We start from the raw sequence: 14692 nt of genomic DNA on the forward strand, positions 1-14692 counted from the left end.
CCTAAATATAAAGAGGATACTATGTCGATTAAAGGTAATCATATTAAATTGAACGATATAATTGACATCATGGTCAAAACTCGTTGCGAAGATGATAACTTTTGCATTTATGGTGCAGATGGAGAGTTATTCGGAGACAAAGAATATTTGGCTTCCGGTTATCCACAGGTAGATGAAAATGATAATGAAGTCTATCCGCAAGATGCATCTAGCAGAGGTTTATCATATATTTATTCTGGTGAGCAATTTGCTGATGTAATCTTATCAGTAATTGAACAAAAACCTTCTGCCAGTAACCAGGATTTTATTGATGCTCTAAACTATTATCTTGAAAATGATGATTTTTTAGACTTCTGAAATTTATCCAGACAGCCTGCGCGTAATCATGTATTGTAGCAGGCTGTATTAAAATTTTCACTGCTCTTTGTTCAGCCTCATCAGTACTAGAAACTAACTGAGGATTTAGACAGACGTTAGTCTCGCGAAGCCAATCAATTGCAATCCAAATAGCAAATATTTCGTTATCTTAGTGAAGCCATCATTCTACTTTAATTCTTTTATCGAGGGTGATTTTGTTAAAATATATGATTTAACGAATGACAGACGATCACCATTAAATATGAAATCAGGATTAATAAAGTAAGAGTTCTGAACAGTTGTTTCAGCAATAAAACTTTTGTTAACAAGCTCTTTCATTCCTCGGTAATACGTTGACTCCGAAATCTTCACTATGTCTTGATCTACAAGTTCATAAGCAAGGAAAACTCTGTCCGTATCTTTGAACTCCTGAACCGTTCTATACAAAATTTCAAACACCTTAGTTCCGGCTCCGGTAAGTTCAGTTAACGCTTTTACTCCGTTTATGTATAGTTTTAAAAATTGTGTTTTATCCACTTCCTGCCATTGAAAGAAGCCAGCACCTGCTAACTGTTCTCCGGTATTTTCATTAATAACTAGCAATCTATCTTTACCAGTTGTGATCCTTCGTGATCCACTCTTCGTATTATTACTGGTGTTTTGCAAGAATGGATTTCTTTTGTATCTTGGCAATCCTCTTCTTGATTTTCTTAACTTTGAATCTTCTTTTTCTTTTATTACTGAAATATTAAAATCATTCATTTTTTCTACCTTTTTTATTTTTATTCGGATGGTTAGTTATGTATTGCAAACATAATAAAATATGTCAAGTGTCAAAATCAAATTTATTTCTGACAATTCAAGTTCTTTTTATCGATACTTTAAATGCTAACAATAGCAATGTTTTTGACAGTTCATTTTCGATCTGTCAGGAAACAATAAATAATGACAGATTACATTACTGATCCTGACAGTTTAATCTGCAAGACCTGACAGTAACGATCCTTATTTAAAGCGGCCTGAGAGCAGTTTTCTTCTTCATTATTAATATAGAGTGAAGCGAGAGATGTTCTTTATTGATTTTATAAAGTGAAAAACAAGATGGTTTTCTTTTGTTTTAAGTAACCCAACACGGCTGTTGCGCCGTTTCATTGGGGTTCATATTCATTACCTCTCTTTTCAGAACACAAAACCCTGGACTCTGCTTATTTGCCTTTTAGGGGCAACCAGCAGACCAGGGACTGATGGTTTGTTATTTAATTAGTTTTTCTATGCAGCACATTCTCTTGCTCATATACTGCTTTAAAATCAAAACCCTTTGATAAAGAAAGCTGTCTTGTTTTTGCTTCCTGCTGTCAGCAAAACCGCTATGCGCTCACGCGCACTGACGACTTAAATAGCATGGATTTTTTGTTGAAACCATTTTCTTCATCGCGTGAAGACTTTTCTTCATTTCTGACTATAAAAATGAACTAAATCACTTTATCAGGTGAAGAAAAACGTTCTCACAATTTAAATAAAAAGGGCGAGAGCCAGGTTTTAGCGATTGAGCGCATTAGCTCAATCAAGACCAGCCATTTATCCAAGGTTTTAATTTTTGCGTAGTGCGAGCAAGCGAGCATGTAGCTCAGTAAAACTATTATTTTACTCATACAACCCATACAGGCATTGCTGGTTGCCCCTAAAAGGCAAAGAAGCAAATGCTCTGTTGTTGTCTTCTGTTACTGGATAAAAGAAGATCTTCAACTACCATGACCCCCACAGGCACGACCTCATGTTGTGTAGGGGTTTAATAAAAAAATTAAGGAAAACGTTTTCCTGATAAATAAAAACTGGCGGGATGTCCAGTTTAAGTAAACTTATTCCAGTCGGAACCTCATTGTGGCGATATTAAGATCACACAGGATTCCTGTTGTCCTCTTAGATCTTATATTTCTTATACTTCTTAAGATAAAAATATTCATATAAAACAACGCATTAAAAATTAATCTTCTTCATGTTTGTTGATTTTTCTTCGGGTTTGTAGATCTTTCTTCGGGTTTGTTCTTTTTCTCTTCGGGTTTGTTGTATTTCTCTTCATTCCTGATCATTAAAATGAAGAAAACACTTCAAAATATATTTGACATTTCAAAAACCATAGTTATATATGTATATTATAATAACAAAAAAGGAACTATGATGAATAACAACACCTATGATAAGAACCCATTTATATTGCAAAACGGCATTGAGATCCAGACGAAAGATAAAAGAAGAACAGTAGCTCGTGGAGAAAAATTTGAATCACCAGAGGGAGAACGATACGAAAGTGTCATTCACTCTATACAGGAAGTTGATAAAGAGAAGTTCGTTAAGCTTTTCATTTCCAAAATCCGTGTTCTCTTTGATCTGTCTCTGACAGGTAATAAGCTATTTTACATATTTCTCTTTTCCATTTCAGACGCGATTGGTAAAGATCAGATTTATATGAATTTTGAAACAGCAAAAGATATAGCAAGTCAGTGTGATTTCAACTTATCCAATCCTGTTTTTTATCGTGGAATAAAAGAACTTATAGAGAAGCAGATCATAGCGCCAAGCAAATCAAAGTACATTTACTATATCAATCCTGCGGTGGTGTTTAATGGAGACAGAGCCAGATTTATCGAAGAAATAAAAATAAAAAATGGAGATAAAAATGCTAAAAAATGAAATAAACGAAATACTAAACATTCATACCGACGAAGACGGTATAGCCAACGTCATAACAAAATCACTTATTCGTTATCACTCGGTTAATGGCATCAGCCATGACCAGTTTCAGAATAATTATCTAAACTACTTGAGAATGATTTTCTCCGGTCGTCAGTTTCACTTTTTAGACAAAGAAAAACTACTGTCATGTAAAGACCAGATCCTTAGCACTGTCATGGTAGCAGTTCGAGAAGACCTTACAGGCAAAACCGGAACGGAGGAGCTTTACCTGTCCAGTATGTTGCAACCAGCAGCGCTGGAAGCGGTTCTGGTAGAGCTTTTTGATAATTGGCAGATTCTAAGTATAATCAGCCAATAACAAACTACAAAGCGGTATACTACACTCCTGACGATTGTTGAGGCTGACCGATCGCTTTAAGCGAAGCGGAAGTTGGATCGGCAGGACGTATGATGCTCTGAGTTTGCACAATTTACTTTTGCTTATGAGTGATTCCAATCGACCAAAAATTTAATGAATAACCATATGCTTTGTGCTAGTCTAGAAAATATTCGATTTTTACATATACATGTCAGAGACTGATTTTCATTAATTAAAATTTTCTGTAGAAATTCATTGAAATGAAAATAAGGACTACAAATGGCAAAAACCATATCAGTTTTTAATAACAAAGGTGGCGTTGGTAAAACAACTATAATTTGGAATCTTGCTGTATCACTAGCAGATAAAGGAAAAAGTGTTTTATTAATAGACTTTGACCCTCAATGTAATCTCTCGATTGCATGTATTGGAGATGAAGAGTTTTCTGAGTTGTTAGTAGCTTCTGATGATTTCCCTTTTGGTAAAACAGTTAAAGCATTTGCATTACCTTACATACAACAAAATACTATAGGTGAAGTATATACAACTGAGCCAAAGACTAAGACAGATGCAGGTATCTTACATATTGTTCCTGGCGATTTTTGGCTCAACACCTTTTCCGATATTTTAAACGTAGGTACTGATGTTATAAGTGGTGCAGGCTTATATCGTTTTATCTTGCCAGAATTGATCACTAAGAAAGCATCAGAAGAAAATGAAATCGATTATGATTATGTCCTAATAGATTTACCCCCTTCATTTAATACTCTTGTCAGATCATCATTGTACTGTTCGGATTACTTCTTAGTTCCATGCACACCTGATTTATTCTCTTCATATTGTGTAGGGCTTATTGGAGAGATGTTGCCATCATTCATACGTGATTGGGAACAGGGTAAGGAAAGGTATCTAACTGGTAATCCTCGCGATAATGTTGTGTCCCACAAAGGAATGCCTAAATTTGGTGGCTGGATATTCAATGGTTTCGACACAAGAAAGCAGAATGGTATCAAACAAGAGGTTGGTGCCGATGCTGTCCATCATCGCTCAATAAGAAGAGCTATTGAAGAAAATATGATCCCTCAGCTTTCACGAATTTCATCTTACGAAGCTGTTCCAGATTTTTCTGATTATGAGCCAGTTGGAAAGATTGAGGATCTCAACGTTATGGCTCCTGATAGTATTATCCAAAATATACCTATTCGCTATCTGTCTCGGGTCAGACCAACGAATGCTCTTCGTGGCAGAGGGCAATGGGCAGTTAATCAAATAGATCTTATGAATGAAATGGCTGATGAATATGATAACTTGGCTGATCACATAATAAATAATTTTTAATAGTGAAAAAGTGCGCCCTTTATAAGGTGCACTTCGAAGTGACGTATCTAATGTTTTCTAAAAACCACACTAAAATGGCTAGGGAAGTAGATACAATAGTACTTTTGGGTATAGAAAGCGTGAGAAAGGCCATCTCGGGCTGTTCCACATTATTGCCTAGCCCACGGCATATCCCAAATGATCTTTACTTTAATCTCTACTGCGTTAACATGCGATTCCTTGATCGCATATTTATTTAAATAATCCTGCAAAGTTATTTTGTCAGACGCTTTTTTCTGTTTGTTTGTCCGTTTCCAGATCCCTGTATCCGTAACCCATTTATCCAAACCCCGTCTCACTGCATGTCTTAGTTCCTCTTCATAAAACTCATCTAAAACATTTACTTCAATTTTAAAACATAAGCTTCTTATATAAAATGTTTTCATCTTTGTTTCTCCCATTGTTTATTTCAGGCAAACGCCAGCCATATGGCGTTTACTCACCATTTTTAAATTCTGCTGTTATATTATTAACGCTCTGAAATGATTTTGTTTTTTCTATACGCCAGATAACTTTTCAGTGATTCCTGACCAAATCGATCAAGATCACGATAGATTATGATTATATTGTAAAACTTGCTCTTTTTATCGTCGAAATCGGCAATCCAGTGCGGAGTGTATAAGTACTCTGCTAGTATATCCAAATAACCCCAGTCCAGTTTATCCATTTCTCTTGTTGCTTTTTTAATTAATGTACTCATAGATACCTCTTTTATTTTTATGTTAATTTAAATTATGCTGCTTTATTGCGTGAAGAATTAATCAGGTTTTCAATCCAGTCATTCACTTCACTTTCAACAAAGGCGATTGTCTTCTCACTTATTTTTACTGGAAGTGGAAACGCTTTTTTATTTATCAACCGGTAAATCGTTGTCCTGCTTACGCCTGTTCTTTTTATTACTTCTGGCAAGCGAATTAATGTTGTGCAGTTTTTGTTCATTATATTTTTCTCCTGTGCTGTGTTGATGAGGAGAAGTTTACGGTTTTGAAGTGTTTAAAAATTGTGACGTGACAAAAAAGATTTTCCGTGGAATGGGGGGATTAGTGTGTTTACAAGGGATGGTTTTTTTGGCCGATCCCTTGATTTTTTTAATCAATAGTGGTAGATGAGTCGCCTCTGGCTGCTGCCTGTTGTACAGCTATATCATGCAGGATTTCGTTGATAGTTTTGTGTGTGTGTCCTGTTTTTTTATACATAAATGCCGTAAACAGGTTATCAAATTCATCCAGTAGCGCTCTTTCAGCCATCGGCCTGTCGGTTTCCCGGATTTGGACATAGTCACGAGGATTTTCTACTCCCCAGGGATACAAGAGTTGCTCTATGTCCTTATCGCTATACTTGAAGCCATTGCGCTTCGCAAAATACATCAGGTCAAGCATTGGGATCACGTTGAAGTTGATCAGCTTTTGGATCATAACTTCACCAAAACCATAGGAAGGGAGCTTTGGTGATTCTACTTCCATCACCTTTCGCCATTGTGGCAGCAAATGAGTGATTGAACCTATGATCTGGTTATCCGTTGAGGCTCCTAAATCGATTTGCAGGTAGATCTGTTCCCTGGCCTTCTTTATCCGGCGTTCCCACATGTTTTTAAGCGCAGGATTAATCTCACGACCAGTGTTGGCTGATTTTTCAGCCCCTTTTGTTAAACTTTCCAGATTAAATCGAGTAAATGACATTTCAAGCATGTCTGTTTGTTCTGGTGCCAGGCTATTGTGCTTGTCGGATTGCACACCCGCCACTTTTTTGATATTGCGTATCAACAAATTTACCCGCTTAACTGTAAGCGGTTTTACATGAAAATCATCAAGTAAATCCTCTGACTCAATGAAATTGACATTTTTGATAAGTATCGGGTTACCACCAAAAATCAGCTTTTCCTGACTCTTGTTCACATCTGGCAGCAACCACTCAGCATCCGGGGACTCAGCCGCTTCCTGATATCGTTCATGCATTTCACGCCTAAGAACGAATTCATAGTACAGTTCCCAGAGGGTCAGGTCTTTCAGCGCCAGATAGTTGCCCGGTTTAAACCACCTGGTCAACTCTACCTTTTGTTTTTGGGTTATCTTTGGCATCAACGATCTCATGATCAACAGACAGGCAACCACTATATGCAACATCAACATTTCAGCCAACGGTCAAAGGCTAATGCTTTCATATGGGGGATGATGGTAAGGAGCTATACCGTGCTAAATAAGTACGCCAGAGAAAAATGGGAATATTTTATGAAAGATAATTTCGTAACCCATTGATTTAATGGTGCCGATAATAGGAGTCGAACCTACGACCCTCGCATTACGAATGCGAGCCGACTTTAAAATGAGTACAATTATGAGTACAAAAAATTATCTTAAATAAATAATACATAAAAATCAATAACATAACACAAAAATCACTGTTTAACGTCTAAAAATCGCCCTTATTGCCTTATGAGGTTTTATTGAATCTCATAAACATCGCAAATACCCTTAAATCCACGCCGTTGCGTGGATTTTTCATTTCATAAGATCCCAATTCATCTCGTAACATCGCATTCAAATATGAGTACATGGATGAGTACAACATTCTTCCATCTCATTTTACGTGGGTCCAATAACGGCATAAGAAATAAACAAGGCCCCGCTATGCTCACTGATACGCACTGCCGCACTGCCAGGCCGCTATCGGCTCAATGAAATTAATGGCCTTCACTTTGAAGTGAAACCCAATGGCAAAAAGGCATGGCGTTATCGGTGTAAACTCAACGGTAAATACAGCATGTTTGCGCTGGGTGAATACCCGACGGTCAAACTTGCAGAAGCCCGCGAGAAATGCGAGCAAGCGCGTAAGCAAGTCGCAGATGGAGTTAGCCTGACACTCGGCTCGTCAGTTAGATAAGACCCGCAAGGACAACGAGGCATCCAATACCTTTGAGCTTATTGCTAAAGAATGGTTACAGATGAAAGACTGGGCCGAAATCACCGAAACGCGGCGACTGGATATGCTTGAACGTGTGGTTTTCCCCGCAATCGGTAAGCTCCCTGTCAGGGAAATAACCCCGCACCACATTCTAAAAATACTTCAGGAAACGGCTAAACGAGGAGCACCGACTGTTGCCGCTGAAGCCCGTCGCACCATTTCATCAGTTTTTGAGTTGGCAGTCGCGACGCTTAAAGCTGATAGCGATCCCGTATGGCCTGTGCGCAAGGCCCTTCCGGCTAATAAGACACAGCACAAACAGGCACTAAATCCTCAGCAAATCGGGAAGCTATTAAGCTGTTTTGATAACAGACGTGGCTCGTATCAGGTTAACTATTGCATGTGGCTTATGTGGTGGACGCTGGCGCGACCAGCCGAAGCCACCGAGGTTGAATGGGCAGAATTCGATCTTGGTAATGCACTGTGGACCATTCCGGCTGCGCGCATGAAAGCTCGCAGAGAACATGTTATTCCCCTTCTCTCACAAGCGGTCAACATGCTCAGAACACTACAGGGATTAACCGGGCATCAACAGCATATCTTCCCGGGGCGAGATAACCCGCGTGGCCCGATGACACCGCACTCACTGCGCCAGCTACTGAAAAACCTCGGCTGGAGCGGAACGTATAGCCCACATGCAACACGAACCACAGGCAGTACCCGTTTGAACGAAATGGGTTATCGACCTGATGCTATTGAGGCACAATAAATCGCCACAGGTTTAACAGACACCTCAGAGTCATTTAAGATGGCTTAAAGAGAGGTGCCCATGAGTGGTAAGCGTTATCCCGAAGAGTTTAAAATTGAAGCAGTCAAACAGGTTGTCGATAGTGGTCATTCTGTTTCCAGCGTTGCAACACGTCTCGATATCACCACTCACAGCCTTTACGCCTGGATAAAGAAGTATGTTCCGGACTCATCCACTAATAAAGAACCGTCAGATGCTCAGGCCGGGATCCGCCGTCTCCAGAAAGAACTGAAGCAGGTTACCGACGAACGGGACATATTAAAAAAACCACGACGTACTTCGCAAAGCTGTCCGACTGAGGTACGTCTTTATCCGTGACAACACCGGTAGCTGGCCTGTTCGCCTGCTCTGTCGGTTGCTGGATGTTCATCCAAGTGGCTTTTACGCTTGGCTTCAGCAACTGCATTCACAACGCTATCAGGTAGACCTGAGACTGACAGGACAGATCAAACAGTTCTGGCTGGAATCGGGATGCGTCTGTGTTTATCGCAAGATCCACCTGGATGTGCGGGACAGCGGGCAACATTGCGGAGTCAACAAAGTCTGGCGACTTATGAAACCTGCCGGGATAAAAGCTCAGGTCGGATACCGAAGCCCGCAGGCACGTAAAAGCGAGGCCAGTATCGTGTCGCCCAACAGGCTCCAGCGACAGTTCAATCCGGGTACTCCGGATGAGCGTTGCGTAACGGACATAACCTATATCAGGACTCACGAAGGCTGGCTGTATCTTGCCGTGGTTGTTGATCTGTTCTCACGCAAAATTATCGGCTGGTCAATGCAACCCCGGATGACAAAGGACATTGTCCTGAACGCATTGCTGATGGCTGTATGGCGGCGTAATCCCCAAAAACAGGTGCTGGTTCGCTCGGGTCAGGGCAGTCAGTACACAATCGTTCCTGAAATCACACGGCCTGGAAAGCAGCATGAGCCATCGCGGTAATTGCCATGATAATGCGGTTGCAGAAAGCTTTTTCCAGTTGCTGAAGCGTGAACGGATAAAGAAAAAGATCTACGGAACGCGGGAAGAAGCCCGCAGCAATATTTTTGAATACTACGAAATGTTTTATAACAGTAAGCGTCGGCATGGTTCTGGCGATCAGATGTCGCCGGCAGAATATGAAAACCAGTATTACCAACGACTCGAAAGTGTCTAGATTATCCGTGGCGATTCAATTTTGTAACCCCATCCACTGTTTATTACTTTAGGACATAATAACCTCTGTTTGTAGGGTGCAGGGGTCCCGTTTATTCCGGCCCCTGATGTTATAAGGATGTCATTACTGATTATGACGTCTGAAGCATTCTGGCCGTTTGCTGTAAGCGCTGGTACTTTTCATAGCGACGCTGATGGGTTGCGCGGTACGTTTCGCTTACCAAATAAGACTGATCTTTATGAGTAAATTGTTTCATCGCACTTACGACGGATGGTGCAATATTTGCTGCCACGGCCCCCAGAATGGCAGAACCAAGCAGAACGGGTTCGCTGCACGTGGTTGAGATGACCGGTAATTCGCATGCATCTGCCAGAATCTGACGCACCAGTGGATGACGTCCAGCCCCGCCGCTAATGACGATGCTGTCCGTTTTTATGCCCTGTGCTTCTTGTGTATCGACGATCTGGCGCAGGCCATAGCCGATACCACAAAGGCCGGCGACATAAAGCGCAACCAGACTATCCAGATCGCGTTCCATCCCCAGTCCGGCAATGATGGCGCGGGCATGTGGGTCGGCGAACGGCGCGCGATTTCCCAGAAATTCAGGCACAACATAAATGCCTTCAGCCAGCTCAACGGCAGCAGAAGTCGTCACAGATTTCTCCTGCGCCAGATTGGCGAGAAATACCGGTAATGATATGCCTGCTTTCGCGGCCATTTCCGTTGCTTTAGCCCCTATAGGGTGCATCGCCACTAGTTGATCTATTGCTGCCCCCGCAGAGCTTTGACCACCTTCATTCAGCCAGTAACCGGGAACCATTGCAGAGTAGTAAGGCCCCCACACGCCTGGTACGGCAACCGCCTCCCGGGTGCTGGTCATGGTGCAGGAAGAGGTACCGAAGACATAGGCCAGATTGCTTAATGCCCCGCCAGCAACGCCGACCGTACCGATCCCTCCCGCATGCGCATCAATCATGCCAATGGCAACCGGAGTACCGACCAACAGTCCCATTTCACGGGCCGCGTCTTCAGTCAGACCATCACCACAAGGCATACCTGGCGCGGACATTTTTTGGCCGATACGTCTGAAATCTTCATCAGCCAAATCGCCCAGTCCAATCGTACGGAAGTAGTCAGGGTCCCATCGGTTTTCATGGGCAAGCCATGTCCATTTGCAGGTGACGGTACAAATGGAGCGCGTCAGATCGCCTGTAGCGCGCCAGGTCAGATAGTCTGCCAGGTCGAAAAATTGCCAGGCGTTATCGTAAACCTCGCGGCGATTTTCTTTCAGCCAGAGAATTTTGGGTGTTTCCATCTCCGGTGAAATTTTCCCCCCCACATATTTCAGTACAGAATGTTGGGTGGCATTGATTCTTTCTGCCTGCCGGGTCGCCCGGTGATCCATCCATACGATGACATTTTGATCGGCATTACCGTCAGCACTGGTGGCGAGTGGGCGGCCATTTTCACCGACCACAACCAGAGAGCAGGTCGCATCAAAACCCAGTCCTGCCACGTTTTCAGCGCGTATTCCGGTCGTTTCAAGGGATTGTCTGACGCAATGGCAAATCGCCTGCCAGATTTCTGTGCTGGACTGCTCCACGCGGTTGCCTGAACGGCGAAAGACATTAATTTTCTGAACAGCATGCGTCAGTAGCCTGCCCTCCAAATCGAAGATGCCTGCACGAACGCTACCTGAACCGACATCGATGCCAATAACCGCTTTATTCTCGTTATTCATACTTTCTTCACCTGAAAAAATTGTTGCTGTTTGCCGGCTATGCCTGGCTCAGAGGTCGACACTGTTTGGCAGAATGACTAAATCGCGTACGGTGACTCCTTTAGAGCGTGTCACCATAAACAATACGGATTCTGCAACTTCAGTTGGTTGCATCAGGCTGCCATTAGCTAGTGCTTCGTCCATTTTGGCTTTCGGCCAGTCATCAAGCAGAGCCGTTACCACAGGACCCGGCAGCACCGCCCCGACACGAACGCCGTACTGTGCAACCTGACGACGCGTGGTGTGCACAAACGCCTGCACGGCAAATTTAGATGCGGCATAAATAGGTTCCCAGATAACAGGAACAACGCCGGCAATAGAACTGGTAAAGATGATGTCACCAGATTTTTGTTTGATCATTTCAGGCAGGACTGCGCGGACGCAACGGAAAGCAGCATTAATGTTCAGACAGAGCACCCGATCCCAGACATCAGGATCGCCTTCCGCTACGGGTCCGCCAACATAGGCCCCTGCATTGGCATGGAAAATATCCAGACGCCCAGTCAGGTTAATAATGTCGGAAAGCATATTGTCAATCTGCTCCGGTTTCATTAAATCAACCTGCAGGGCAAATGCGTTGTCGCCCAGTTCAGTAACCAGCTTGCTCAGCTTTTCGCCGTCGCGATCGATGAGAACAACTTTTGCACCTGCGGCCAGCAATGTTTTTGCACAGGCCAGACCGATGCCGGAAGCTGCACCGGTAATGGCAGCCACCTTACCTTCAAGGGAAGTAGTAATGGATGAATTTGATGAGGTCATTTTATAATCCTTTTATATGTCAAAAATCAGGTTTCTGTACGCCCATTAAGGGTGCAAAAACCGGGGGCGTACTGTTTTTTACTCGCTCAACCGATGAAGCTGTGGTATCACTTTAAAAAAAAGTGGGCAAGAGTCTTCAAAAAAATGGGGTTGGATTTGTGACACGAACAGAAAAAATCAAGAAAACGACTATCTATGATCTGGCGAAACTTACCGGCGTATCGGCTAGTGCCGTGAGCGCAATTTTGAACGGGAGCTGGGAAAAACGGCGGATCAGTAAATCACTGGCGGACAGGGTAAAAAAAATTGCCGAAGAGCAGGGCTATGCGCTGAATCGGCAGGCAAGCCTGCTTCGTAGCCAAAAATCCAACGTTATTGGTATGCTGGTTCCCAGGTACGATAACCGCTACTTTGGTTCGATAGCCGAGCGCTTTGAAGAAATGGCACGAGAGCGCAATATGCTGCCGATTATTACCTGTACTCGCAGGGATCCAGAACTGGAGCTGGAAGCAGCCCGGGTTATGCTTTCGTGGCAGGTGGACTGGATTGTGGCTACCGGGGCGACCTTTCCGGACAAAATCACCGGGCTTTGTCAGCAGGCAGGAGTGCCTGTAATTAATCTCGACTTACCCGGGACACTGGCTCCGTCGATTATCTCTGATAATTATACTGGCGCAAAAAAATTAACTGAAACCATTCTGGCTCAGAGTACTGCCCGTTACGGTACAACATCACCCCTGTACTTTATTGGGGGGCGTAAAAAAGATCATAATACTGCTGAGCGTCTCAGGGGGTTTATTGATGCTCATGCAGCCCATGGACTCTGCGTGCCGGAAGAAAACCTGCTGGTAAGAGGCTATTCTCTCGGCAACATTGCCCTGACCCTGGAAGATGCTTTTGATAATAGTGAAATTCACCTGCCGGGTATCTTTATTAATTCAACTATCTCTCTCGAAGGCGTGGTAGGTTGGCTGGCGCAGCGTGGACTGATTAACAAAAAACAACCGCCATTGGGCTGTTTTGACTGGGATCCGTTTGTATCACTGCTTGGGCATAATATTTCTATGATTCGTCAGGATGTACCGGCAATGCTGGATGCTGTTTTTAAAATCATTGATACCGGAGAAGTATCTTCAGGAACGATTGAAATCCCCCCACTATTGGTGAAAGGGTGATTTTAACGAAGGAAATAGGAATAAGTTATTGGTAAGAGTTACCAATGGCGAAAGTCAAATAATTTCCGAGAAGTAAATCTCATATCTATCGTGCACAACCTCATTGATAATGCGAATAAAAAAATAAACAAAGGCGTTATTAACTTAAATATAAAATTATTAAACAACACTCTATTCATACGTGTTAGCGATACAAGTCAGGGTTTTGATATAAAGAAATTAGATTTACTTTTCTGGCCTTTTAATCAGGGAGTAAAGGAAGATACACTGCAGGGATTGGAACTGGGCCTGACCATCATAAAGCTATATTAAATCGTTACATGGCAATATCAGGATAAGATCAGTTATTGAAAAAGGATCAACATGTTTAGTCATCCTTCCTGTAAAAGGTTTACCTGATTACTGAAAATTACACCGTCTGATATAGGCGGTGAAGATAATTTTAATTCACTCTTCTTGCAGGAAATGTTTAGTTGACGCCTTGTCTTTTGCATCATTAACCTCTGACAGATTTCTGTCCAGAATTGTCTCCAGCGCCTCTTCGTTTTTTTCTCCGCGCATATTCAGGTAGATTTCTTAGGCCATTGCCATTAAAATACTTGTTCCTGAAACTTTACGTATGAGGTCACGGTTAAACCCCTCAGTGTCAAACTTACTGCTCTCACCCTGATGTTTCTTTACCATCAGACCGAATCCGACAAGCTCATTGACCATTGACGAGAAATTTATCTCACAGTGTGTCGCCTCGTTCTGAACTTCCATTTCGACCAGTTCCTGTACTCCAATGTTTTAAATAAATAAAAATGCAAGATAAAATCTTGCGCGAGGTGTGATGAAAGAGAAACTCTAAAAGTGGCTTGTTGAATATGTGTCTTAAGTGGAATTTAAATAACCTCATACAGGTACTGGCAACATGCTCAAAGCGCATAGTGCGCGTCTGTAACAACTTATCTTGCACGGGATGCCTGAGAAGGTATTTTTATGCACAGACACAGCACGTCGTATTTTACGCAAACACATGAAAATTGATAAATATGAAATGGTTACCCGCCTCCGTGTTTTTTGCGACATTCACCGTACATGCTGAGCCAGAAATACGCTTCACGAAAGCCGGGCATGATTGCGGTATTTATCCACGTTTGCTGATGACTCGCTCAATTCAATAATCACGCATGCGTAATAACGCAACAAACAGCAAAACCGCACGAAACAGCACAGATGTATGCAATATGAAAATTAACAGTTCTAACTTCAATTCGTCAAAAATATTCAATATTACGCGGGAACGTTTACTGGCCGATCAGTGTAAACACAGGCGCCCCGGAAACG

13 protein-coding genes and 2 pseudogenes are annotated in these 14692 nt (G+C 42.4%); 8 read left to right on the plus strand and 7 right to left on the minus strand.

What is annotated here, in order from left to right:
* Positions 1-21: 21 nt before the first annotated feature.
* Positions 22-357, plus strand: coding sequence for a hypothetical protein (locus FBY13_RS02365; protein WP_072628443.1), 336 nt, complete (start codon positions 22-24; stop codon positions 355-357).
* Positions 358-543: 186 nt separating this feature from the next.
* On the opposite strand, the gene FBY13_RS02370 is transcribed toward FBY13_RS02365, so the two are convergent.
* Complete coding sequence (locus FBY13_RS02370) at positions 544-1119, minus strand: replication/maintenance protein RepL (protein WP_145393374.1); 576 nt, start codon at positions 1117-1119, stop codon at positions 544-546.
* A 1413-nt stretch (positions 1120-2532) separates the two neighbouring features.
* Between FBY13_RS02370 and FBY13_RS02375 the strand changes: the two genes are divergently transcribed.
* The 3 genes from FBY13_RS02375 (at position 2533) to FBY13_RS02385 (ending at position 4747) form a co-directional block, all read left to right on the plus strand.
* Positions 2533-3048, plus strand: coding sequence for a replication/maintenance protein RepL (locus tag FBY13_RS02375; protein WP_145393375.1), 516 nt, complete (start codon positions 2533-2535; stop codon positions 3046-3048).
* Positions 3035-3409 (plus strand): hypothetical protein, encoded by a 375-nt coding sequence (locus FBY13_RS02380; protein WP_145393376.1) that lies wholly within the window; start codon positions 3035-3037, stop codon positions 3407-3409. Before FBY13_RS02375 ends, FBY13_RS02380 begins: the two co-directional genes overlap by 14 nt.
* 279 nt (positions 3410-3688) lie before the next feature.
* Entirely contained in the window at positions 3689-4747 is a 1059-nt protein-coding gene (locus tag FBY13_RS02385) for a ParA family protein (protein WP_145393377.1), read from the plus strand.
* A gap of 149 nt (positions 4748-4896) precedes the next feature.
* Here the strand turns inward: FBY13_RS02385 and FBY13_RS02390 are convergent, their stop codons facing one another.
* The 4 genes from FBY13_RS02390 to FBY13_RS02405 form a co-directional block, all read right to left on the minus strand.
* Positions 4897-5172: a hypothetical protein gene (locus FBY13_RS02390; protein ID WP_145393378.1), complete on the minus strand. Its 276-nt coding sequence runs from the start codon at positions 5170-5172 to the stop codon at positions 4897-4899.
* An 83-nt stretch (positions 5173-5255) separates the two neighbouring features.
* Entirely contained in the window at positions 5256-5486 is a 231-nt protein-coding gene (locus FBY13_RS02395; RefSeq protein WP_127353487.1) for a hypothetical protein, read from the minus strand.
* A 32-nt stretch (positions 5487-5518) separates the two neighbouring features.
* Positions 5519-5725, minus strand: coding sequence for an AlpA family transcriptional regulator (locus FBY13_RS02400; protein WP_145393379.1), 207 nt, complete (start codon positions 5723-5725; stop codon positions 5519-5521).
* Positions 5726-5874: 149 nt separating this feature from the next.
* Positions 5875-6864 carry a DUF6387 family protein gene (locus FBY13_RS02405; protein WP_145393380.1) on the minus strand — a complete coding sequence of 330 codons (990 nt, stop codon included), beginning with the start codon at positions 6862-6864 and terminating at the stop codon, positions 5875-5877.
* A 549-nt stretch (positions 6865-7413) separates the two neighbouring features.
* Between FBY13_RS02405 and FBY13_RS02410 the strand changes: the two are divergent.
* Together FBY13_RS02410 and FBY13_RS02415 are read left to right on the plus strand one after the other, a co-directional pair.
* Positions 7414-8453, plus strand: a pseudogene (locus FBY13_RS02410) (tyrosine-type recombinase/integrase); the annotation flags it as partial.
* 63 nt (positions 8454-8516) lie between these two features.
* Positions 8517-9649, plus strand: a pseudogene (locus tag FBY13_RS02415) (IS3 family transposase).
* Between the two features lie 130 nt (positions 9650-9779).
* Here FBY13_RS02415 and FBY13_RS02420 read toward each other — a convergent pair.
* The gene (locus tag FBY13_RS02420) at positions 9780-11390 is read right to left on the minus strand and encodes an FGGY-family carbohydrate kinase (protein WP_063879292.1); all 1611 of its coding nucleotides are present in this window, start codon (positions 11388-11390) and stop codon (positions 9780-9782) included.
* A 48-nt stretch (positions 11391-11438) separates the two neighbouring features.
* On the minus strand, positions 11439-12188 hold the full coding sequence (locus FBY13_RS02425; protein ID WP_063879291.1) for an SDR family oxidoreductase: 750 nt from the start codon (positions 12186-12188) through the stop codon (positions 11439-11441).
* A gap of 158 nt (positions 12189-12346) precedes the next feature.
* Here FBY13_RS02425 and FBY13_RS02430 point away from each other — a divergent pair, with 158 nt between their 5' ends.
* The gene (locus tag FBY13_RS02430; protein WP_145393381.1) at positions 12347-13363 is read left to right on the plus strand and encodes a LacI family DNA-binding transcriptional regulator; all 1017 of its coding nucleotides are present in this window, start codon (positions 12347-12349) and stop codon (positions 13361-13363) included.
* Positions 13364-13444: 81 nt separating this feature from the next.
* Positions 13445-13675 (plus strand): ATP-binding protein, encoded by a 231-nt coding sequence (locus FBY13_RS23865; protein ID WP_082875185.1) that lies wholly within the window; start codon positions 13445-13447, stop codon positions 13673-13675.
* The last annotated feature ends 1017 nt before the right edge of the window (positions 13676-14692 follow it).

This window comes from Pantoea sp. SJZ147, from assembly GCF_007828605.1.
In the GTDB taxonomy this organism is placed as follows: Bacteria; Pseudomonadota; Gammaproteobacteria; order Enterobacterales; family Enterobacteriaceae; genus Pantoea; species Pantoea allii.